General features: G+C 67.5%; 21 protein-coding genes, 1 tRNA gene and 1 pseudogene. 14 read left to right on the top strand and 9 right to left on the bottom strand.

Translation table 11 applies throughout. From position 1 onward, the window contains the following. Nucleotides 1-2 precede the first annotated feature (2 nt). Nucleotides 3-614 (top strand): LON peptidase substrate-binding domain-containing protein, encoded by a 612-nt coding sequence (locus IPP91_11540; GenBank protein MBL0142704.1) that lies wholly within the window; start codon nt 3-5, stop codon nt 612-614. On the opposite strand, the gene mutY is transcribed toward IPP91_11540, so the two are convergent. After that, nucleotides 611-1,669 carry an A/G-specific adenine glycosylase gene (gene mutY, locus IPP91_11535; protein ID MBL0142703.1) on the bottom strand — a complete coding sequence of 353 codons (1,059 nt, stop codon included), beginning with the start codon at nt 1,667-1,669 and terminating at the stop codon, nt 611-613. The two genes, IPP91_11540 and mutY, sit on opposite strands and share 4 nt — an antisense overlap. A 12-nt stretch (nt 1,670-1,681) precedes the next feature. Next, nucleotides 1,682-1,755 (bottom strand) — tRNA-Gly (locus tag IPP91_11530). 141 nt (nt 1,756-1,896) lie between these two features. Here IPP91_11530 and IPP91_11525 point away from each other — a divergent pair. From IPP91_11525 to IPP91_11510, 4 genes are read left to right on the top strand one after another with little or no spacing between them, the layout of a single operon-like run. Then, nucleotides 1,897-3,057, top strand: a complete 1,161-nt coding sequence (locus IPP91_11525) for a histidine kinase (GenBank protein MBL0142702.1) — start codon at nt 1,897-1,899, stop codon at nt 3,055-3,057. After that, on the top strand, nt 3,054-3,824 hold the full coding sequence (locus IPP91_11520) for a response regulator transcription factor (GenBank protein ID MBL0142701.1): 771 nt from the start codon (nt 3,054-3,056) through the stop codon (nt 3,822-3,824). Before IPP91_11525 ends, IPP91_11520 begins: the two co-directional genes overlap by 4 nt. A 45-nt stretch (nt 3,825-3,869) precedes the next feature. Continuing rightward, on the top strand, nt 3,870-4,076 hold the full coding sequence (gene thiS / locus IPP91_11515) for a sulfur carrier protein ThiS (protein ID MBL0142700.1): 207 nt from the start codon (nt 3,870-3,872) through the stop codon (nt 4,074-4,076). Continuing rightward, nucleotides 4,076-4,867: a thiazole synthase gene (locus IPP91_11510; protein MBL0142699.1), complete on the top strand. Its 792-nt coding sequence runs from the start codon at nt 4,076-4,078 to the stop codon at nt 4,865-4,867. The genes thiS and IPP91_11510 overlap by 1 nt, the downstream gene beginning before the upstream one ends. On the opposite strand, the gene IPP91_11505 is transcribed toward IPP91_11510, so the two are convergent. Next, complete coding sequence (locus IPP91_11505) at nt 4,864-5,460, bottom strand: outer membrane beta-barrel protein (protein MBL0142698.1); 597 nt, start codon at nt 5,458-5,460, stop codon at nt 4,864-4,866. The genes IPP91_11510 and IPP91_11505 overlap by 4 nt on opposite strands. 78 nt (nt 5,461-5,538) lie before the next feature. On the opposite strand from IPP91_11505, the gene trmB reads away from it, so the two are divergent. The 3 genes from trmB (at nt 5,539) to IPP91_11490 (ending at nt 7,824) form a co-directional block, all read left to right on the top strand. After that, on the top strand, nt 5,539-6,252 hold the full coding sequence (gene trmB / locus IPP91_11500; protein ID MBL0142697.1) for a tRNA (guanosine(46)-N7)-methyltransferase TrmB: 714 nt from the start codon (nt 5,539-5,541) through the stop codon (nt 6,250-6,252). Continuing rightward, entirely contained in the window at nt 6,233-6,931 is a 699-nt protein-coding gene (locus tag IPP91_11495) for a FecR domain-containing protein (GenBank protein MBL0142696.1), read from the top strand. Before trmB ends, IPP91_11495 begins: the two co-directional genes overlap by 20 nt. A gap of 89 nt (nt 6,932-7,020) precedes the next feature. Next, a complete protein-coding gene (locus IPP91_11490; protein MBL0142695.1) occupies nt 7,021-7,824 on the top strand; it encodes a GTP cyclohydrolase I FolE2 in 804 nt (267 codons plus the stop codon). Nucleotides 7,825-7,840: 16 nt separating this feature from the next. Here the strand turns inward: IPP91_11490 and IPP91_11485 are convergent, their stop codons facing one another. Then, nucleotides 7,841-8,473, bottom strand: a complete 633-nt coding sequence (locus IPP91_11485; GenBank protein ID MBL0142694.1) for a TIGR02281 family clan AA aspartic protease — start codon at nt 8,471-8,473, stop codon at nt 7,841-7,843. A gap of 21 nt (nt 8,474-8,494) precedes the next feature. Between IPP91_11485 and IPP91_11480 the strand changes: the two genes are divergently transcribed. Further along, nucleotides 8,495-9,211: a type 1 glutamine amidotransferase gene (locus IPP91_11480; GenBank protein MBL0142693.1), complete on the top strand. Its 717-nt coding sequence runs from the start codon at nt 8,495-8,497 to the stop codon at nt 9,209-9,211. Here IPP91_11480 and IPP91_11475 read toward each other — a convergent pair. From IPP91_11475 to rpsT, 4 genes are all read right to left on the bottom strand, one after another. Next, the gene (locus IPP91_11475; GenBank protein MBL0142692.1) at nt 9,208-9,693 is read right to left on the bottom strand and encodes a YajQ family cyclic di-GMP-binding protein; all 486 of its coding nucleotides are present in this window, start codon (nt 9,691-9,693) and stop codon (nt 9,208-9,210) included. The genes IPP91_11480 and IPP91_11475 overlap by 4 nt on opposite strands. 59 nt (nt 9,694-9,752) lie before the next feature. Continuing rightward, on the bottom strand, nt 9,753-10,667 hold the full coding sequence (gene argF, locus IPP91_11470) for an ornithine carbamoyltransferase (GenBank protein ID MBL0142691.1): 915 nt from the start codon (nt 10,665-10,667) through the stop codon (nt 9,753-9,755). A 5-nt stretch (nt 10,668-10,672) separates the two neighbouring features. Further along, nucleotides 10,673-11,851, bottom strand: coding sequence for an aspartate aminotransferase family protein (locus IPP91_11465; protein MBL0142690.1), 1,179 nt, complete (start codon nt 11,849-11,851; stop codon nt 10,673-10,675). A 238-nt stretch (nt 11,852-12,089) separates the two neighbouring features. Then, on the bottom strand, nt 12,090-12,362 hold the full coding sequence (gene rpsT, locus IPP91_11460) for a 30S ribosomal protein S20 (protein ID MBL0142689.1): 273 nt from the start codon (nt 12,360-12,362) through the stop codon (nt 12,090-12,092). A gap of 129 nt (nt 12,363-12,491) precedes the next feature. Between rpsT and murJ the strand changes: the two genes are divergently transcribed. The 5 genes and pseudogenes from murJ (at nt 12,492) to ispH (ending at nt 19,195) form a co-directional block, all read left to right on the top strand. After that, nucleotides 12,492-14,024 carry a murein biosynthesis integral membrane protein MurJ gene (gene murJ / locus IPP91_11455; protein ID MBL0142688.1) on the top strand — a complete coding sequence of 511 codons (1,533 nt, stop codon included), beginning with the start codon at nt 12,492-12,494 and terminating at the stop codon, nt 14,022-14,024. Next, nucleotides 14,021-14,953, top strand: coding sequence for a bifunctional riboflavin kinase/FAD synthetase (locus IPP91_11450; GenBank protein ID MBL0142687.1), 933 nt, complete (start codon nt 14,021-14,023; stop codon nt 14,951-14,953). Before murJ ends, IPP91_11450 begins: the two co-directional genes overlap by 4 nt. Beyond that, nucleotides 14,953-17,739: an isoleucine--tRNA ligase gene (gene ileS, locus IPP91_11445; protein MBL0142686.1), complete on the top strand. Its 2,787-nt coding sequence runs from the start codon at nt 14,953-14,955 to the stop codon at nt 17,737-17,739. The genes IPP91_11450 and ileS overlap by 1 nt, the downstream gene beginning before the upstream one ends. Further along, the gene (locus tag IPP91_11440) at nt 17,732-18,232 is read left to right on the top strand and encodes a lipoprotein signal peptidase (GenBank protein MBL0142685.1); all 501 of its coding nucleotides are present in this window, start codon (nt 17,732-17,734) and stop codon (nt 18,230-18,232) included. The genes ileS and IPP91_11440 overlap by 8 nt, the downstream gene beginning before the upstream one ends. A 19-nt stretch (nt 18,233-18,251) precedes the next feature. Next, a pseudogene (ispH, locus tag IPP91_11435) lies at nt 18,252-19,195 on the top strand (4-hydroxy-3-methylbut-2-enyl diphosphate reductase). A gap of 3 nt (nt 19,196-19,198) precedes the next feature. Here the strand turns inward: ispH and IPP91_11430 are convergent. Further along, complete coding sequence (locus tag IPP91_11430; GenBank protein MBL0142684.1) at nt 19,199-19,516, bottom strand: hypothetical protein; 318 nt, start codon at nt 19,514-19,516, stop codon at nt 19,199-19,201. Nucleotides 19,517-19,521: the final 5 nt, after the last annotated feature.

The raw sequence follows: 19,521 nt of genomic DNA, 5'->3' as shown, positions 1-19,521 counted from the left end.
TCATGAACCTCCTCTCCGCGGGGACCAGGCCCGTCGAGACCGTGCCCTTGTTCCCGCTTTCGACCGTGCTATACCCGGGAATGCGCCTGCCGCTCCGCATCTTCGAGCAGCGCTACCTGGAAATGGCCAAAGCCTGTCTCAAGGACGATTCCGTGTTCGGGGTCTGCCTCATCCGGGAGGGCGCCGAGGTGGGCACGCCCGCGGTCCCGGAGCCGGTGGGATGCCTCGCGCGAATGGCGGATTGGGACATGGAAACCGTCGGCATTCTCAAGGTGACGGCCGAAGGGCTGGAGCGTTTGCGCCTGCTCGCGACGAAGACCACGCCCTCGGGGCTGATCCTGGGCGAGATCGAGCGCATTCCCGCCGAAGGCCCCGTGCAGACGCCCGAGCTCGCGCCATGTGCCGACTTCGTGCGCAGCGTCGTGGCCGCCCTGGGCCCGGCGCGCTTCGCGCAGCCCTTTCGATACGACGAGGCGAGCTGGGTGGGCTTCCGCCTCGCCGAAATCCTGCCGCTTCGAAACGACGCGAAGCAGAAGCTGCTGGAACTCACCGACCCCGGCGCGCGCCTCGCGGTCCTGCACCGCTTCCTGATCGAGCGGAAACTGCTCGGCTAGGCGCGCGCCCTGGCCAGGCGCGCAAGAAGCCGCTTCACCGGCGCCGGAAGCGCGGCTGCCGCGACTTCCTGCAGGGGAAGCCACATCGCGCCCGCCTCGCGCGCAGCCGGGACCTTGCCCTTCAACCGGAGTAGCCACGGCTTCGCGCCCAACGTGAAGTGGGTGAACGCATGCTTGAACGGCTCCAGGGCATCGGCGCGGTCCACGCGCAGCCCCAGGACCTTCGCTGCCCACGCCGCAGGCTCCGCATTGACGGGCGCCTCGGGAAGGCTCCACAGTCCGCCCCAGATCCCCGGGGAGGGGCGCTTCTCGACCAGCACCTCGCCGCGAGAAACAATGACGAGCATCGCCACCTCGCGGACCGGCGAAGTACGCGCGGGCTTCCGGCCTGGAAGCTGAGCGATGCGCCCGTCGCGAAGGGCAACGCAACTGCTCCGGACGGGACAGTTCGCGCAGCCCGGATTCGTCCGCGTGCAGACGGTGGCCCCAAGATCCATCAGGCCCTGCGTGTAGCGCTCGGCGTCTTTCGGGGGCACAAGCGACTCCGCCAGCCGCCACAGCTGCGCCAGCGTCGCCGCGGAGTCGACGGCCCCCGGAATCCCGAAATGGCGCGCGAACACCCGCTTCACATTTCCGTCGAGGATCGCGTGCGCTTCTCCGGTCGAGAAGACCAGGATCGCAGCGGCGGTGGAGCGGCCGATGCCCGGCAGGACAAGCGCTTCCTTCATCGACAGGGGAAAACGCCCGCCATGCTCCGCGACGATCGCACGCGCGGCCCGGTGCAGGTTGCGGGCCCGGGCGTAGTAGCCCAGCCCGCTCCACAGGCGCATGACCTCATCCTCGGGAACCGCGGCGAGCGCCGCCACGTCGGGGAAGCGCGCCAGAAAGCGATCGAAATAGGGGATGGCGGTCGCCACCTGGGTCTGCTGCAGCATGATCTCCGAGATCCAGATCCGGTACGGGTCGCGCGTGCCCTGCCAGGGAAGGTCGCTGCGGCCGTGGCGACGCTGCCACGCAACGATGCGGGCGGCGAAAGAGGGAGTCCGGGAAGGCATTGCAGGGGGTTTTGGAGCGGGTGAAGGGAATCGAACCCTCGTCGTAAGCTTGGGAAGCTTCTGCTCTGCCATTGAGCTACACCCGCAGCGAGGCGCCATTCTACCCGAGGTCTTTTCGCCCGTCGTAGCAGGATCGTTGGCGCCGGGCTGGCGCCACCGGCGCCCTCGACGGCCCGTCCGTCGCATCCCGGCTTCCCGGCGAGCCTTCCCGGGATAGGATGCTCGCCATGGCGAATTTCAACCCTGTCTTCTCCCCTGCGGAGCGCGAACAGGTTCTGCGCGCGCGCGCCGGCTCGCACCCGCTCGAGATGTTCCCCTGGTTCAGGCGCTGGAAGCCGGGTTTCGCGCGCAATCTCCTCTACACCTTCATCTGGAGCATGGGCTTCGCGGTCCTGTTCACCTTCTTCGGACTCGCGTCGAACTGGCGGCTGCCGTCGGCGAACTGGCTGTGGATCAACTTCGTGGTCTCGATGTGCGTCGGCTACACGCTGCACCTGATTTTCATGCTTGCCGGGCGGACGATCGAGCCGGCGGTCCTGCGCTCCGGCCGCGTTATCGTCACCGCCTACTACATGACGATCAGCACCGCGGGCGTGGTCATCGGGTTCTGGCTCGCCACCGGGCTGCTGGGGCACCAAATCCTGCCGCGACTGGGAGATCCTGGCTGGATCCTCGCCATCGCGATGACGAGCCTGGTGATCTCGATCGTGATCGGGATCATCTTCTTCTGGCGCCAGAAGAGCGCACTCGCGGAGGCGGCGCTCGCGCGCGAGCAACGCCGCGCGGCGGATATCGAGCGCGAGGCCACGGTCGCGAACCTGCGCGCCCTGCAGGCGCAGATCGAGCCGCACTTCCTCTTCAATACGCTCGCCAACGTGACGAGCCTCATCGACGCGGATCCGGCGCGCGCGCGGCACATGCTGGAGACCTTCATTCGCTTCCTGCGCGCCACGCTCGCCGGGACGCGGCGAACCAGCACGTCGCTCGCCGACGAGTTCTCCCTCATCCGCGATTTCCTCGAGGTCCTGAAGATCCGCATGGGCGATCGCCTCGAGGTCCGCATGGACCTGCCGGCCGAGCTCGCCGCTATCGAGATCGCGCCGATGCTCGTCCAGCCTGTTGTCGAAAACGCGATCCGGCACGGGATCGAGCCGAAGGTCGAGGGTGGCACGATCGAATTGCGGGCTCGCAGGATCGAAGGCCGGTTGCTCCTCGAAATCGCCGACACGGGGGTGGGATTCTCCGACGCGACGGCAGGCGGAGTCGGGCTCGCCAACGTGCGCGAGCGGCTGCGCCTGTCGCACGGCGAGGCGGCCCGGCTCTCGGTGCGCGACAACGTGCCGCAAGGCACGGTCGTCGCCCTTGAATTTCCGGTGGCCGCGCCATGAGTGCCACGGCGCCGAAGGTCCTCGTGGCGGACGACGAGCCAGCGCTCGCGCAGTACCTGCGCGGCCGGCTCGCCGCCCTGTGGCCCGAGGCCTCGCTTCTTCCCTCTGCACGCAACGGAATCGAGGCGCTCGCGGCGATTCGCGAACGCGAGCCGGATGCCGCCTTCCTAGACATCCGCATGCCGGGTCTGACGGGTCTTGAGCTCGCCGCACGCATCGAAAGCCCCACCCACGTGGTTTTCGTGACCGCCTTCGACCGGTACGCGGTCGAGGCCTTCGACCGGAACGCGGTCGATTACCTCGTGAAGCCCGTGGCGGACGAGCGCCTCGCGCGTGCAATCGAGCGCCTGAAGGCCAGGATCGCGGCGCGCGAGACCCCGCCCGGGATCGGGGAGATTCTCGCCCGGATCGCCGCCTCGCTGCCGGGAGGAGGCGCAGGATTCCTGCGCTGGGTGCGGGCGCTGAAGGGCGAGGAGGTGCACCAGATTCCCGTCGAGGAAGTCCTCTACTTCCAGGCGCAGGACAAGTACACGTGCGTGGTGACGGCAGACGGGGAGTCACTCATCCGCACCGCGCTCTCGGATATAGCAACGCAGCTCGATCCCGCTGCGTTCGCGCAAGTGCACCGCTCCACCCTCGTCAACCTGAATTTCGTTGCTTCCACCCGGCGCGACCTGGGCGGGCGGGTATTCGTGCGCCTGAAGGATACTCGCAGGACCGAGCTCCCTGTCTCGCGCGCCTACGCCCACCGCTTCCGGCAGATGTGACCTTCCTCAAGGCCGGGCAGGCGCTTCCCGCGCTAGAATTCCCCCATGGAATTGCTGCTGAAGGTCAATGGCGCGGACAGGCGCTTCGCTCCACCGCTCACGGTGCAGGGGCTCGTCGGGGAACTGGGCTACGACGGCAGGCGCATCGCGATCGAGAGGAACGGGGAGATCGTGCCGCGCAGCCGCTATTCGGAAACCGAACTGGCCGACGGCGACCGCCTGGAGGTGGTCGTGGCCGTGGGAGGAGGCTGATGGACGACCGTCTGGTCATCGCCGGAAAGGCCTACGGCTCGCGCCTGCTGGTCGGCACCGGCAAGTACCGCGATTTCGAGCAGACCCGCCTCGCGATCGAGTCGAGCGGCGCCGAGATCGTCACCGTGGCGATCCGGCGAGTGAACATCGGCCAGAACGCGAACGAGCCGAGCCTGCTCGAGGTGCTTCCCCCTTCCCGGTACACGATCCTGCCCAACACCGCCGGCTGCTACACGGCCGAGGACGCCGTGCGCACACTGCGCCTGGCGCGCGAACTGCTGGACGGGCACTCGCTTGTGAAGCTCGAGGTGCTGGGCGATGCCGAGACCCTCTTTCCGAACATGCCGGAAACTCTCGCTGCCGCGAAGACGCTGGTTGCCGAGGGTTTCCAGGTGATGGTCTACTGCAGCGATGATCCGATCCTCGCGCGCCAGCTGGAGGACGCGGGCTGTGTGGCGGTGATGCCGCTTGCCTCCCTCATCGGCTCCGGAATGGGAATCCTCAACCCCTGGAACCTGCAGATCATCCTGGACCGCGCGAAGATCCCGGTCCTCGTGGATGCGGGCATCGGCACCGCTTCCGACGCCGCTGTGGCGATGGAGCTGGGTTGCGACGGCGTGCTCATGAACACCGCGATCGCCAAGGCGCTCGATCCCGTCCGGATGGGGAGAGCGATGAAGCTCGCGGTGGAGGCGGGGCGCGAAGCCTGGCGCGCCGGCCGCATGGCGAAGAAGCCCTACGCCGCGGCTGCCAGTTCGCCCACTGAAGGGCTCATCGGACACAAAGCCTAGAAGCGCCAGGTCACGCCGACGGAAACATGGTCGGCGTCGGGCTCGCGGGTTCCCCAGCGGTCGAGAGGCGAGATGCGCTCCATCTCGGCCTGCAGCCCGATCTGGCGCGTGAGGTCGACCTTGAACCCCAATCCATAGTGAAGGCCGGCGCCCGGCCGGCTGGGCGCGTCCCCCTCGGAAAGCAGGAAGGGCCCACCCCCCGAGCGCCAAGCGCCCACCCGGCCATAGAATGCCGCGCGCGTCCCGAATGGGACGGAGCCGATGGTCTCCATGGTGTAGCCGCGAGACCGCGAAGAGGCCGCGGAAAACGGCCATTGAGCCGCCTCCAGGCCGGAATCCGCGTAGCCGGTTTCCACCGAGAGATACGGGGAATAGCGATAGCCGAGCTTCAGCTTGAGCCCCTCGGCTCCCGGGGCTGGGGCAAGCCCGCCGCCGAGCAGCTCAACCTGTGACCAATAGAAGCCGGGCTCCGGAATGGCCAACGCGGCGGGAGCTCCCGGCAGGCGCAGGACCCCCACGTAATCGCCAGCCGCACTGACAGCGGGAAAGACGACAAGAGCCAAGGCCAGCGGCCAGAATCGGGAGGCGGACATGCCCTGATAGTGCGGAGGTCGTCTGGGGGCGTCAACGAAAACCCGGGGATCGCCGCCGCGCTTGGGTAAAATTGACGCATGGATGCAACAACAAGGCCCATTCGCAGCTTCGTCCTCCGCCAGGGTCGCTTTTCGCCCGGGCAGCAGCGTGCCTACGAAACGCTCATGCCACGCTTCGGAATACCGTTTTCGGGCCGAATGCTCGATCTTTCTTCGGTATTTGGCCGAAATTCCCCAAAAATCCTCGAAATCGGCTTCGGCATGGGAGAGACGACGGCGAAAATCGCCATACAGACCCCGGAAAATGACTATCTTGGGATCGAAGTCCACTCTCCGGGCGTTGGCGCACTCCTGAAGCAGATCGATGAGCATGCGCTCACCAACATTCGAATCATCCAGCACGACGCCGTCGAAGTGGTCACGACCATGGTCCCGCCCGGCTCGCTGGCGGGCATCCATGTCTTCTTTCCCGATCCGTGGCCGAAGAAGCGGCATCACAAGCGCCGGCTCCTGCAGCCCGCCTTCGCCGAATTGCTGGCCTCACGGCTGGCGACCGGTGGTTGCCTGCATGCGGCCACCGACTGGCAGGAATACGCCGAGCACATCCTGGCGACCTTTTCCGCGGTAGCATCGCTCGAGAACACCCATGCAGGCTTCGCCGTGCGGCCAGCAATGCGCCCGGAGACCAAGTTCGAGCGGCGCGGGCTGCGCCTGGGCCATGACTCATGGGACATCGTGTTTCGCAAGCGCCCCGCCGACACCGGAGACCTTAATGAACAACGAACAGCCTGACCGGACTTCCCGCGAACGTCGGCGTTTCATCGCGCGGATGGCTGCCGGCGCCGCAATCGGGGCGGGCGGCCTTTCCGGCTTCATGAGTCGCGCGCTTGCCAAGGGGGACCTCCCGGCGATCCCGGGCGTAAACCAGCTGAAGGGAACCGCCATGGTGAATGGTCGCCCGGCGCAGGTCGGAACGCCGGTTTCCGCCCGCGACAAGGTGAGCACGGGGCCCGGCAGCATGGCCATCGTCGTGATTCGGGACGATGCCTTCCTGGTCCGCGAGAACACCACGCTGGAGTTCGCGGAGTCCGGCGGCGTGATGAGCCGGATCCTGATCCAGACCGGCCGCGTACTCTCCGTCTTCGGCAAGAAACCGGTGGTGATCAAGGCGGGCAATGCGACCATCGGCATCCGCGGCACCGGGGCGTACCTCGAGGTGGACCCCGAAAAGGTCTACTTTTGCCTCTGCTACGGGGAAGCCGGGATCGATGGTCCCGGCATGTCCACGAAGACCGTGACGACCACGCACCATGAGCAACCCCTCGTCATCAGCCAACGCGGCGGCATCATGGACGCCGAACCCGGGCCCTTCCAGAACCACTCGGACGACGAGCTGATCCTTCTCGAGTCGCTCGTGGGCCGGGAACCTCCGTTCAAGGGCAATGCCGCCTATCCCTACTCCAGGCAGTGAATTCAACCGTGAGTCGAACGCCCCATAGTTGAGCGGTTTACTCAACTATCGGCGCCTTTTATACTCTACGGCTGACCGAAAGGAACCCCGTGAACCAGCGAAGCCAGCTGCCCATCCCGGACGTCCAGGCCACACCCGACGTCCGCAGAATCGCCATCGACAAGGTGGGGATCAAGGCCATCCGTCACCCGATGAGGATCCTCGAGCGGGCCGGGGGGATTCAGCACACCATCGCGACCTTCAACATGTACGTGGGGCTGCCGCACCAGTTCAAGGGCACGCACATGTCGCGGTTCGTGGAGATCCTCAACGCCCACGAGCGCGAGATCACCGTCGACTCCTTCCGCGCCATGCTGCGCGAGATGGTGAAGAAGCTCGAGGCCGAGACAGGCCATGTCGAGATGAGCTTTCCCTACTTCGTCGCGAAGAAGGCTCCGGTGTCAGGCGTGCAGAGCCTGCTCGACTACGAGGTCGTCTTCATCGGCGAGATCATCGAGGGCCGCGAGCAGTTCGCGCTCAAGGTGCAGGTGCCCGTGACGAGCCTGTGCCCCTGCTCGAAGAAGATCTCCGAGTACGGGGCGCACAACCAGCGCTCGCACGTGACGGTGGCGGCGCGCGTGCAGAGTTTCGTGTGGATCGAGGAGCTGATCGACCTCGTCGAGAAGCAGGCCTCGAGCGAGCTCTACGGCCTGCTCAAGCGCCCTGACGAGAAATACGTGACCGAACTCGCCTACGACAACCCGAAGTTCGTCGAGGACATGGTCCGCGACATCGCGGCCAGGTTGAACCTGGACCCGAGGATCGAGGCCTACGTCGTGGAATCGGAGAACTTCGAATCCATCCACAATCATTCGGCCTACGCGATGGTGCGAAAGAACTGGCCGGCCTGCTGAGCGTACCCGCCGTCCGTCAGTAGCGCTTGGTGAGGGTGAGGTTCTCTCCCTCCCGGCGCATCTGCGTGCGATTGAGGAAGCTCATTCCCAGGAGCGCGATCTCGAGCCCCGGGGAATCGTGGACCACCGCGTCCACCGCGAGGAGGGTCATGGTTCCCACCGTCACGGAATCGAGCCGGACCCGATAGACGATCACCCGCCCGTTGGCCGTCTGCGAGACCACCTGCTGGCCGCGCAGGTAATCGATGCCGAGGCGCCGGGCCTCGGACGCGGGAATCGTGACCAGGGTGGCACCCGTGTCCACCAGGAACCGGATGCGGGCGCCGTTGATCTGCCCCTCGGTCGTGAAGTGGCCGTTGCCGTCCGCCGCCAGCGTGACGCCTTGCAGGGCCCCCGTGAGAGCCGCCGACTCCGCGTGCTGCCCCAGTTCGAGGACCTGCCGCTTGCCGTCGATCTCGAGCGTGGCCGAGCGCGAGTCCGCTGCGATGAGCAACACGCCCTCCGCCGTGCGCTGGCCGGCCGACATCGTATGCGGCACGCCGCGATCGATCACGACGACCGCCTTGCCGGGAAAGAGGCCGATCACGTTCACTTCGGTCGCGCCCGCGGGCAGCGCCACGACAAGGGCAGCCGCCATAGAATGCCGGATCCGTTCGAGGAGGCCCATTCGATGAAGCCGGTCGCCGTCTTTCGCCATGCCCCCACGGAGGGGCCGGGGTATTTTGCCACTTTTCTCGAGAACCACCGGATCGAATGGCACCTCGTGAAGCTCGACGAGGGCGAGCCCGTTCCGGAAATCGCCGAAGGGTTCGCCGGGCTTTCGTTCATGGGCGGACCCATGAGCGCCAACGACGACCTCTCGTGGACGCAACCCGTGCTCGCCCTCATCCGCGATGCGGTCCGGCGCAGGATCCCCGTGATCGGCCATTGCCTTGGCGGGCAACTCCTGTCGAAAGCGCTGGGCGGCAGCGTCACGGCGAACCCCGTGAAGGAAATCGGCTGGCATCGTGTCGATGTGGAAGATACGCCCGAGGCACGCGAGTGGTTCGGGCCGGACCTGCGGACGTTCACGACGTTCCAGTGGCACGGGGAGACGTTCACGATCCCGCCCGGCGGGAGCCGCATCCTGCGCGGCGAGCATTGCGCGAACCAGGCCTACGTGGTCGCAGGGCGCCACCTCGGAATGCAGTGCCATGTGGAGATGACATCCGATCTTGTCCGGAGCTGGTGCGAGACGGGAGCGCGCGAGATCGCCGAGAGCCGGGACAGCCCCGCGGTGCAGGGCACGCTTGCGATCGAAGGGCAGTCCGGGGAACGGCTGCCCGTTCTCGCGGACACGGCCAGGCGCCTGTACGGGCGCTGGATCGAGGGGCTCGATCGGGGCTAGTCGCGGAAGTTCTGGTACGAGAGCGGAACCTCGGTCACGCCTGCGCGAACGAGCGCGATCGCCTCCTGCAGCGTGTCGCGCTTGGCGCCGGAGACGCGAACCGCGTCCCCCTGGATCGAGGCCGTGACCTTGAGCTTCGCATCCTTGAGCATCTTCACGATCTTCTTCGCCACCTCCGTCTCGACGCCGTTCTTGACGGTGATCGCCTGCTTCACCCTGTCGCCGCCGATCTTCTCGGGCTTGTCCACGGTCAGGAAGCGCGCGTCCACCCCGCGCTTGGCGAACTTGGCGTTGAGAACGTCGCGCACCTGCCCGAGCTTGAAGTCGTCGTCGGCGAAGACGGTGAGTTCCAGCTCGTTCTGCTCGACCCTCGCGTCGGACCCCTTGAAGTCGAAGCGGTTCGAGATCTCCTTGTTGGCCTGCTCGACGGCGTTCTTGACCTCCACCGCGTTGGCCTCGCACATGATGTCAAAGGATGGCATGGTCCCTCCGGGAAGTTGATTGCGGTCGCGCCCGGCCGCGATTCCCGGCCGCAGCGCGTTCAGGTCTCGACGCGGCCGAGAAGGAGGTACTCCATGAGCGCCTTCTGGGCGTGCAGGCGGTTTTCAGCCTCTTCCCACACCACGCTCTGCGGCCCGTCGAGAACCTCGGCGGAAACCTCCTCGCCGCGATGCGCGGGAAGGCAATGCATGAAGAGCGCGTCCTTGCGGGCCGCGGCCATCATCTCGGCATCGACGGTGAAGGCGGCGAAGGCGTCCTTCCTCGCGTCGGTCTCGTGCTCCCGGCCCATGCTCGTCCACACGTCGGTGGTGACGAGGTCGGCACCGCGCGCGGCGGCGATCGGGTCACCGAAGAGCTCGAGGTGGTCGCGCCCGATCCCGGCCACCCGGGAGGATTCGAGCTCGTAGCCCGTGGGGCTTGCGACATTCAGCTTGAATCCGAGAAGCGTGGCGGCCTGGAGCCAGGTGTTGCACATGTTGTTGCTGTCGCCGATCCACGCCACGGTCCTGCCCGCGATGGGACCGCGGTGCTCGACGAAGGTATAGATGTCCGCGAGCACCTGGCACGGATGGTATTCGTCGGTAAGGCCGTTGATCACGGGAACGCGCGAGTGCGCCGCGAAGCGCTCGATGATCGACTGCTCGAAGGTGCGGATCATCACGATGTCCACCATGCGCGAGACCACGCGCGCGACGTCCTCGATGGGCTCGCCGCGCCCGAGCTGCGTGTCGCCCATGTTGAGCACGATCGAGACGCCGCCGAGCTGGAACATGCCCGCCTCGAAGGAGACGCGCGTACGCGTCGAGCTCTTCTCGAAGACCATGGCGAGCATCCGGTCGGAGAGCGGCTGGTAGGCGACGTAGTTCTTGAACCGCTCCTTGATCACGCGGGTGCGCTTGAAGAGATGCTCGAACTCCTCGGCGGTGAAGTCGCGGAACTGCAGGAAATGCCTCATGGCGGTCAGCCAGCGGCGGCCGGCGGCGCCTCCGCGAGGAAGGCCTTCACCAGGGGCCCCAGGCGGGCGACCAGCTCGCGCGATTCCGCGTCGCCGAAGATGAGGGGCGGCAGCAGCCGCACCACCTTGTCCGCGGTGACGTTGATCACGATCCCGGCCTCCAGGCCGCGGCGCACGAGTTCCCCGCAGGGGCGGTCGAGCTCGATGCCGATCATGAGTCCCTTGCCGCGGATTTCCTTCACGCCAGCGACCCCCGAAAACTCCCGCGCGAGCCCCTGCATGATCGCCTCGCCCTGGCGCGCGGCGTTGGCGAGGAGTCCGTCCTTCTCGATGATCTCGAGCGTCGTCAGGGCAGCGACGGACACGAGGGGGCCGCCGCCGAACGTCGTGCCGTGGTTGCCCGGCTTGAACACGTCGGCCGCCACGCCGCGCGCCAGGCACGCGCCGACGGGGACGCCGGAGGCGAGGCCCTTGGCGAGCGGCATCACGTCCGGGACGATTCCCGCCCATTGGTGCGCGAACCACTTGCCGGTGCGCCCGATGCCGCTTTGCACCTCGTCGATCATGAGCAGCCACTGGCGGCGGTCGCAGATCTCGCGCAGCTTCCTCAGGTAGTCCATGTCCGCGGCGTGGATCCCGCCCTCGCCCTGCAGCACTTCCATCAGGATTGCCACCACCGACGGGTGCTCGCTCAACCGCTCGATGGCGCCCAGGTCGTTGTAGGGGACGCGCAGGAACCCGCCCATCAGCGGCTCGAAGCCGGCCTGCGCTTTGCGGGAACCCGTGGCGGAGAGCGTGGCGAGCGTGCGGCCGTGCCAGGCCTTCTCCATCACCACGATCGAGGGGTTCTCGATGCCGCGCTGGTGGCCGTGCAGGCGCGCGATCTTGATGGCGCACTCGTTGGCCTCCGCCCCCGAGTTGCAGAAGAACGCGTTGTCCATCGCGGCAAGCGCGCAGATCTTGTCCGCCAGCCGTTCCTGCTCGACCACGCGGAAGAGGTTGGAGGTATGGATGAGCCTGGCGGCCTGGTCCGCGATCGCCTTCGTGAGCACCGGGTGACCGTGCCCGAGGCCGCTCACCGCGATGCCCGCGAGCGCGTCGAGATATCGCCGGCCCTCGGTATCCCAGAGCCACGCCCCTTCGCCGCGGGCGAAGGCCACGGGCTGGGGCGAATAGGTTTTCATGAGGTGGACGGCTGTCATTTTCGCCTCGCAAAAACGATCACGGCGGCCTCGCGCCGCCGTGGATCCAGGGAGAACGATTATCGGCAAATTCTGCGGGTGCCGCAACCGCGGCGGGGCGGCCGCCGATGAACGAACGCAGGGTGATCGATCCGCGCCCCCCGGAAGAGCCGGCGCAGCACTGCCCGGTGCCGGGCATCACCCTCGTGCCCGGGGGCGGGGAAGCCCCCGGCGGTGGAAACTAGGCGCGGCCGGCGAGCGCCTTGACCTGTTGCGCCAAGCGGCTCTTGTGGCGCGAGGCCTTGTTCTTGTGAATGATCTTCTTGTCCGCGATGCGGTCGATCGTCGAGACGTTCGCGTCGAACGCGGCCTGGGCGGCCTTGGCATCGCCCGCGGCGATCGCGGTATGCACCTTCTTGATCGCGGTGCGAAGGGTGGTGCGAAGGCCCATGTTGGCGGTGCGCTGCTTTACCGCCTGCTTGGCACGTTTCGCGGCCTGCTTGGAGTTGGCCATGTTGTGATCCTGGGTCGGGAGTTCGAAAACGAAGCCTGATATTATACAACGCTTGTCCTGTCAAAACAAAGCCCTAGCTTCTCCTTCGCTTTTCCCGTCCGCCGCGGCCCGCACCGCGCCCCAGCGACCATGAACCTCCTCAAGGCAGCGGTCTCGGTCAGCGCGATGACGCTCGTCTCGCGCATCACGGGATTCGTGCGCGATACGCTCCTGGCCATCGCCTTCGGGGCCGGGTTCGCGATGGACGCCTTCGTGGTCGCTTTCCGTCTCCCGAACCTGCTGCGCCGCCTCTTCGCGGAGGGCGCGTTCTCGCAGGCGTTCGTGCCCATCCTGGGCGAGTACAAGTCGAGGCAGGGCGAGGAGGCCACGCGGGCGCTCGCGGCGCGGGTCCTGGGATCGCTGTCGGTGGCGCTTCTGGTGGCAACGGTGGTGGGGGTGGTGGCGGCCCCGCTGCTGGTGTACGCGAGCGCGTGGGGCTTCTCCAAGGATGCCGACAAGTTCGCCCTGACGGTGACGATGCTGAGGATCTGCTTCCCCTACATCTTCTTCATCTCGCTCACCAGCTTTGCCGCCGGGATCCTCAACACGTGGGGGCATTTCAAGGTGCCCGCCTTCACCCCGGTCCTGCTGAACCTGTCATTCATCGGGTTTGCCCTCTTCGCCGCACCGTATTTCGACCGCCCCATCCTGGCGCTGGCCTGGGCGGTCTTCGCGGGCGGGGTGCTGCAGCTCGCCTTCCAGATTCCCTTCCTGCTGCGCATCCGCATGCTGCCGATGCCCAAATGGGACCCGAAGGACGAGGGCGTGGTCCGGGTCCTCAAGCTCATGGCGCCAGCCGCGCTCGGCGTGTCGGTCGCGCAGGTGAGCCTGGTCATCAATACCCACATCGCGTCGTGGCTGGGCGACGGGCCCGTGTCCTGGCTTTACTACGCCGACCGGCTGATGGAGTTTCCATCGGCGCTGCTGGGGGTGGCGCTGGGCACCGTGCTCCTTCCGTCGCTCGTGAAGCACCACAACAACCAGGACGCGGCCGCCTATTCCCAACTGCTCGACTGGGGGCTAAGGCTCACCCTCCTCCTGGCGCTGCCCGCCGCGGTGGGGCTCGCCATGCTCTCCGTCCCGCTCGTGGCCACGCTCTTCTGGCACGGCGAATTCACGCGGCACGACGTGCTGATGACCCGCTCGGCCCTGGTGGCCTATGCCATCGGGCTGGCCGGAATCATCCTCGTGAAGGTCCTCGCGCCCGGGTTCTACGCCAGGCAGAACATCCGCACGCCGGTGAAGGTCGCGCTCGCGACCCTGGTCGTCACCCAGCTGGCCAACCTCGCGCTCGTTCCGTGGCTCAGGCACGCCGGGCTGGCCGCCGCGATCTCGGTGGGCGCCACCTTCAATGCCGCCTGGCTCTGGTGGCTGATGCGCCGCTCAGGCGCGTGGGAGCCCGGCCCCGACTGGGGCGCGTTCCTCCTGAAGGTGGCCGTGGCGGTCTACATGATGGGCGGCGTCATCTGGTTCGGCATGGGGACCGAGCAATCGTGGTTCGCCATCCCCACGGCCGCACGCGCCCTCAAGCTCTCGCTGGTGATCCTGGGGGCCATGACCGCCTACTTCGCAACCTTGTGGGCACTGGGCTATCGCCTCGGCCAGTTCGTCCGGCACGAATGACGCTCTCCGTCATCCGCGACCCGAAGTCCGGCGCTCCCGATGCGGTAATCGCCATCGGCAGCTTCGACGGCGTCCACCTCGGCCACCATGCGCTGCTTGCCCGCGTCGTCCGCGAGGCGGCGGCGCTCGGCGTGGTGCCTGCCGTGCTCACGTTCGAGCCGCTTCCCCGGGAGCTGCTGTTTCCGGACCGTGCGCCGCCCCGCTTGTCGTCGCTGTCGGCGAAGCTGCACGCCTTCGAGGCGGCCGGCATAGGGATGGCCTACGTCTGCCGCTTCACGCGCGAGTTCGCCGCGCTTTCGCCGCAGGCATTCGCGCTTCGCCTGAGGCAGGCGCACGGCGCAAGGCGCGTGCTGGTCGGCAACGACTTCCGGTTCGGGGCGAGGCGCCTGGGCGATGTCGCCCTGCTCGCCGCCGAGGGCGCGCGCCTCGGCTATGAGGTCGAGACGCTCGCCACGGTCGCGGAAGGCGCCGAGAAAGTGTCGAGCACGCGCGTTCGCGAAGCGCTCGCCTGCGGCGATCTCGACCTTGCCGCGCGGCTCCTCGGGCGGCCTTACGCCATCTGCGGCCGCGTCGTTCACGGCGCGAAGCTCGGGCGCAACCTCGGGTTTCCCACGGCCAACCTGGCGCTGCCACCCGGGCGCCCCGTGATGACGGGGGTCTTTGCGGTAAGATGCTTCGGTGCGGCAACTCGCGGACTCGAGGGAGTGGCGAGCCTGGGATACAAGCCGGTCGTTGCCAGCAACGGCCCGGCGACTCTCGAAGCGTTCCTCTTCGATTTCTCGGGCGACCTCTACGGGCGTCGCCTCTCCATCGAGTTCCTCAAGAAGCTGCGCGACGAGGCGAAATACGCCTCGCTCGACGAGCTCGTGGCGCAGATCCGCGCGGACTGCGACGCGGCGCGGGCCTTTTTCCGCGAAACGGGGACCTGATGGCAAACGCTGCGGAGACCGACTACAAGCAATCCCTCAACCTGCCCGACACCCCTTTCCCGATGCGCGGCGACCTCGCCCGGCGCGAACAGGAGTGGGTGAAGGCGTGGCAGGAGAAGGCCCTTTACCGCCGCATCCGCGAGGCCTGCCGGGGACGCCCCCTGTTCGTGCTTCACGATGGCCCGCCGTATGCAAACGGCGACATCCACATCGGCCACGCGGTGAACAAGGTCCTCAAGGACATCATCGTGAAGTCGAAGACCCTGGCCGGCTTCGATGCCCCCTACACGCCCGGATGGGACTGCCACGGCCTTCCCATCGAGCACCAGATCGAGAAGAAGCACGGCCGCCACCTGGAGGGCAACAAGGCCCGCGAGCTGTGCCGCGCCTACGCCGCCGAGCAGATCGAGCGCCAGAAGGCGGACTTCCGCCGGCTGGGCGTGCTGGGCGACTGGGAGCACCCTTACAAGACCATGGATTTCGCCACGGAAGCGGACGAGATCCGGGCGCTCTCCCGCATCTGGCAGAAGGGCCTGCTCTATCGCGGCCTCAAGCCCGTCAATTGGTGCATCGACTGCGCGTCGGCGCTCGCGGAGGCCGAGGTCGAGTATGAGGACAAGACTTCCGCCGCCATCGACGTCGCCTTCCTGGCAGCCGACCCGGGAGCGGTGGCGCGCGCGTTCGGCCTCGCAACAGCACCCGACCGGGCATTCGCCGTCATCTGGACGACCACCCCGTGGACGCTGCCGGGCAACCAGGCCATCGCCGCGCACCCCGGCCACGAATACGAGCTGGTCGCCACCGAGCGCGGCGCGCTGATCCTTGCGGCCGAGCTTCGCGAGGCGTGCCTGAAGCGCTATGGCCTCGAGGCCGGGGAAGTCCTGGGCCACGCAGCGGGCGACGCGCTTGCCGGCCTCGCCTTCCTCCACCCGTTCGAGCCGCGCGAGGTGCCGCTCATCCTGGGCGAGCACGTGACGCTCGAGGCGGGCACCGGCCTCGTGCACACCGCCCCTGCGCACGGCGCCGAGGACTTCATCGCCGGCGTGGCATTCGGCCTGCCGCTCGACCAGCCGGTGGACGACCGCGGCCGCTTCAAGCCTTCCGTGCCGCACTTCGCCGGGCTCGGCGTGCGCGAGGCGGAGAAGCCGATCCTCGATCTGCTGGCGTCCAACGGCGCCCTTTTCAGGAACGAGCCCTTCCGCCACAGCTATCCCCATTGCTGGCGTCACAAGACACCGATCATCTTCCGGGCGACGACGCAGTGGTTCGTCGGCATGGACAAGCCGGGGGAGGATGGCCTCACCCTGCGCGAGACGGCGAAGCAGGCCATCGCGAACACGACCTTCTACCCGGCCTGGGGGCGCTCGCGCATCGAGGCGATGATTGCGAACCGCCCCGACTGGACGCTTTCGCGCCAGCGCAACTGGGGCGTGCCCCTGCCCTTCTTCCTCGACCGCGAAACCGACGAGCTTCACCCCGAGACCGAACGGCTGCTCGAGGAGGCCGCCGCGCGCGTCGCGAAGGGCGGCATCGAGGCGTGGTTCGCGGCCACTTGCGAGGATTTCGGCATCGATCCCGCGAAGTACCGCAAGATCACCGACACCGTGGACGTCTGGTTCGATTCCGGCACGACGCACTTCTCGGTGCTGCGCGGCCTCAAGGGGCAGAAGTGGCCCGCCGACCTCTACCTCGAGGGCTCCGATCAGCACCGCGGCTGGTTCCAGTCGAGCCTGCTCACCAGCTGCGCCATGCACGGACGCGCCCCCTACGACTCGCTCCTCACCCATGGCTTCGTCGTCGATGGCCAGGGCCGCAAGATGTCGAAGTCGCTCGGCAACGTGATCGCCCCGCAGAAAGTGTCCGACACGCTGGGCGCGGAGATCATCAGGCTGTGGGTGGCTTCGGCCGATTACTCCGGGGAGCTCTACATCTCGGACGAGATCCTCAAGCGCGTGGTCGAGGGTTACCGGCGCATCCGCAACACGCTGAGGTTCCTGCTCGCGAACACCGCCGACTTCGATGCGGGCAAGGACCTGCTGCCGCCGGAGCGCTGGCCCGAGATCGACCGGTTCGCCCTTGCGATGACGCGGGAGATGGCCGAGGCCGCCACCGCCGACTATGCGCGATTCGAATTCCACGTCGTGACGCAGCGCATCCAGACGTTCTGCTCGGAGGATCTCGGCGGCTTCTACCTCGACATCCTCAAGGACAGGCTCTACACCTGCGGCCGCGATTCCCGGGCGCGGCGCGCGGCGCAATCGGCGCTGCACCACATCACGCAGATCCTCCTTCGCCTCATGGCGCCGATCCTCTCGTTCACCGCCGAGGAAGCGTGGACAGTCCTGCATCCGGGGCGTGAAGAGAGCCTCTTCTTCCACACCTGGGACGGCGTGCTGCCGCAACAGGAGGGAGAAGCGGCGCTGCTGGTGAAGTGGAAAAGGCTGCGCGAGATCCGCGCGCTCGTGCAGAAGCAGCTCGAGGAGCTGCGCCAGTCGGGCAGCATCGGCTCGTCGCTGCAGGCCGAGGTCGAGATCGCCGCGCCGGAGGGCGACCGCACGCTGCTCGAGAGCCTCGGCGACGACCTGCGCTTCGTCCTCATCACCTCCACCGCTACGGTCGAGACCGGGGAATCGCTGGCGGTTCGCGTGTCCGCCAGCACGCAGGCGAAGTGCGAGCGGTGCTGGCATTACCGGGAGGACACCGGCTCGGACCCGCGACATCCCGGCATCTGCGGCCGGTGCGTATCGAACATCGAAGGGCCCGGCGAGGAACGGCGGCATGCCTGATCGCGGAAGAGCACCGTGGCCTCGATGGTTGATCCTCTCGGCCGCTGTCGCCCTGCTCGACCTTGCCACCAAGGCCTGGGTGAGCGCCGCCTTCACGGCCGGCGAAGTGCATGGGGTCACTCCCTTCCTGAACCTCGTGCTCTGGCACAACACCGGCGCGGCCTTCAGCTTCCTGGCGGGGGCCGGCGGCTGGCAACGCTGGTTCTTCGTCGTCGTGACGCTCGCCGTTTCCGCGGCCCTCCTGGCGATGCTCCGGAAAAGTGGCGGCAACCGGGTGCTGGCCGGCGGACTCGCTCTCGTGCTGGGGGGCGCCGCCGGAAACCTCTGGGATCGCCTCACCCTCGGTCACGTGGTGGACTTCATCCAGCTGCACGCGGCGGGATACTATTGGCCTGCCTTCAACGTCGCCGACTCGGCGATCACGGTGGGCGTGGCGCTCATCCTCTGGGACGGATTGCGCGACATCCTCGCCGCCCGCCCCGAGAGCCGCTAGGCGAGGAACGGAAAGACCGATGACCGAACCGATCGAAGTCGTGCTGGCCACGCCGCGCGGATTCTGCGCCGGGGTGGACCGCGCCATCGCCATCGTCGAGCGCGCCCTCGAGGTGCACGGCGCACCCATCTATGTCCGCCACGAGATCGTGCACAACAAGTTCGTCGTGGAGGACTTGCGAGGAAAGGCGCCGTCTTTGTCGAGGAGCTCGACGAGGTGCCGGCCGGCGGCACCGTCATCTTCTCGGCGCACGGCGTATCCCGGACGGTGCGCAAGGAAGCCGAGGGGCGCGGCCTGCGTGTCTTCGACGCCACCTGCCCCCTGGTCACCAAGGTGCACGCCGAGGTCGCCCGCATGCGCGAGCAGTGCCGCGAAGTGGTGATGATCGGCCACCAGGGCCACCCCGAGGCCGAAGGCACCATGGGGCAATCGGACTCGGGCATGTACCTCGTGGAAAGCGAGGCGGATGTAGCCCGCCTGGAGGTGAAGGACCCCGCAAACCTCGCTTACGTGACCCAGACGACCCTGTCCATGGACGACGCGGCGCGCATCGTGGCGGCCCTGAGGGCGCGCTACCCGTCGATCCAGGGTCCGAAGAAGGACGACATCTGCTATGCCACGCAGAACCGCCAGGACGCCGTGAAGTTCATGGCGCCGCGCTGCGACGTGGTGATCGTCGTGGGTTCGCTCAACAGCTCGAATTCGAATCGCCTGCGCGAAGTGGCCGAGAACATCGGCAAGCGCGCCTACCTCGTCGATCGCGCCGAGGAGATCCGCCCCGAGTGGATAGCCGGGGCACGCACCATCGGCGTGACCGCGGGCGCCTCCGCCCCGGAAGTGCTGGTGCAGGAGGTGATCGCTTGCCTGCAGCGCATGGGGGTGGCCCGCGTGCGCGAGCTCGAGGGCATCACCGAGAGTGTCACTTTTCCGCTCCCGCGCTCGATCGCCCGCGCGGGACCGTAAGCCCTAGTATCCGGGGGCTCCCTGCGGCGGCCGGGCGCCTGCCGGCGGTGGCTTGAACTGCGGCTCGGGCGGTTTGTATCTCGCGCCCGACGTCAGCCCGACGCATTTCGGCTTCGTGCCCGACATGTCCATCTTGAACCCCGCCCCGCACTGCCGCACGCAGTAGGCGCCCTTCATCACCTCGGTCTTGAGGCAGGTGTCGAGCGCGGTGCGCAGGCGCTGCTGCGGCTCGTACTCGGGCATCGCGCCCTGGACGGCTGCCGCGAGCGCGAGGCCCGCCGCAGCCGGAAGGATCATCCACGCCGGGAATCGTCTCGCCATGATCG

It is taken from the genome of Betaproteobacteria bacterium (assembly GCA_016720855.1).
Taxonomy (GTDB): Bacteria; Pseudomonadota; Gammaproteobacteria; order Burkholderiales; family Usitatibacteraceae; genus FEB-7.
This window is presented reverse-complemented; position numbering and strand designations above follow the sequence as displayed.

What these genes read in the sequence shown, in the direction of transcription:
- thiS (MBL0142700.1), top strand. Translation starts at nt 3,870, where the DNA reads ATGGAATTGCTGCTGAAGGTCAATGGCGCGGACAGGCGCTTCGCTCCA.
- IPP91_11505 (MBL0142698.1), bottom strand. Translation starts at nt 5,460, where the DNA reads ATGTCCGCCTCCCGATTCTGGCCGCTGGCCTTGGCTCTTGTCGTCTTT.
- trmB (MBL0142697.1), top strand. Translation starts at nt 5,539, where the DNA reads ATGGATGCAACAACAAGGCCCATTCGCAGCTTCGTCCTCCGCCAGGGT.
- IPP91_11430 (MBL0142684.1), bottom strand. Translation starts at nt 19,516, where the DNA reads ATGGCGAGACGATTCCCGGCGTGGATGATCCTTCCGGCTGCGGCGGGC.
- ileS (MBL0142686.1), top strand. Translation starts at nt 14,953, where the DNA reads ATGGCAAACGCTGCGGAGACCGACTACAAGCAATCCCTCAACCTGCCC.
- murJ (MBL0142688.1), top strand. Translation starts at nt 12,492, where the DNA reads ATGAACCTCCTCAAGGCAGCGGTCTCGGTCAGCGCGATGACGCTCGTC.
- argF (MBL0142691.1), bottom strand. Translation starts at nt 10,667, where the DNA reads ATGAGGCATTTCCTGCAGTTCCGCGACTTCACCGCCGAGGAGTTCGAG.
- IPP91_11480 (MBL0142693.1), top strand. Translation starts at nt 8,495, where the DNA reads ATGAAGCCGGTCGCCGTCTTTCGCCATGCCCCCACGGAGGGGCCGGGG.
- IPP91_11495 (MBL0142696.1), top strand. Translation starts at nt 6,233, where the DNA reads ATGAACAACGAACAGCCTGACCGGACTTCCCGCGAACGTCGGCGTTTC.
- IPP91_11475 (MBL0142692.1), bottom strand. Translation starts at nt 9,693, where the DNA reads ATGCCATCCTTTGACATCATGTGCGAGGCCAACGCGGTGGAGGTCAAG.
- rpsT (MBL0142689.1), bottom strand. Translation starts at nt 12,362, where the DNA reads ATGGCCAACTCCAAGCAGGCCGCGAAACGTGCCAAGCAGGCGGTAAAG.
- IPP91_11525 (MBL0142702.1), top strand. Translation starts at nt 1,897, where the DNA reads ATGGCGAATTTCAACCCTGTCTTCTCCCCTGCGGAGCGCGAACAGGTT.
- IPP91_11440 (MBL0142685.1), top strand. Translation starts at nt 17,732, where the DNA reads ATGCCTGATCGCGGAAGAGCACCGTGGCCTCGATGGTTGATCCTCTCG.
- IPP91_11465 (MBL0142690.1), bottom strand. Translation starts at nt 11,851, where the DNA reads ATGAAAACCTATTCGCCCCAGCCCGTGGCCTTCGCCCGCGGCGAAGGG.
- IPP91_11450 (MBL0142687.1), top strand. Translation starts at nt 14,021, where the DNA reads ATGACGCTCTCCGTCATCCGCGACCCGAAGTCCGGCGCTCCCGATGCG.
- IPP91_11540 (MBL0142704.1), top strand. Translation starts at nt 3, where the DNA reads ATGAACCTCCTCTCCGCGGGGACCAGGCCCGTCGAGACCGTGCCCTTG.
- mutY (MBL0142703.1), bottom strand. Translation starts at nt 1,669, where the DNA reads ATGCCTTCCCGGACTCCCTCTTTCGCCGCCCGCATCGTTGCGTGGCAG.
- IPP91_11520 (MBL0142701.1), top strand. Translation starts at nt 3,054, where the DNA reads ATGAGTGCCACGGCGCCGAAGGTCCTCGTGGCGGACGACGAGCCAGCG.
- IPP91_11510 (MBL0142699.1), top strand. Translation starts at nt 4,076, where the DNA reads ATGGACGACCGTCTGGTCATCGCCGGAAAGGCCTACGGCTCGCGCCTG.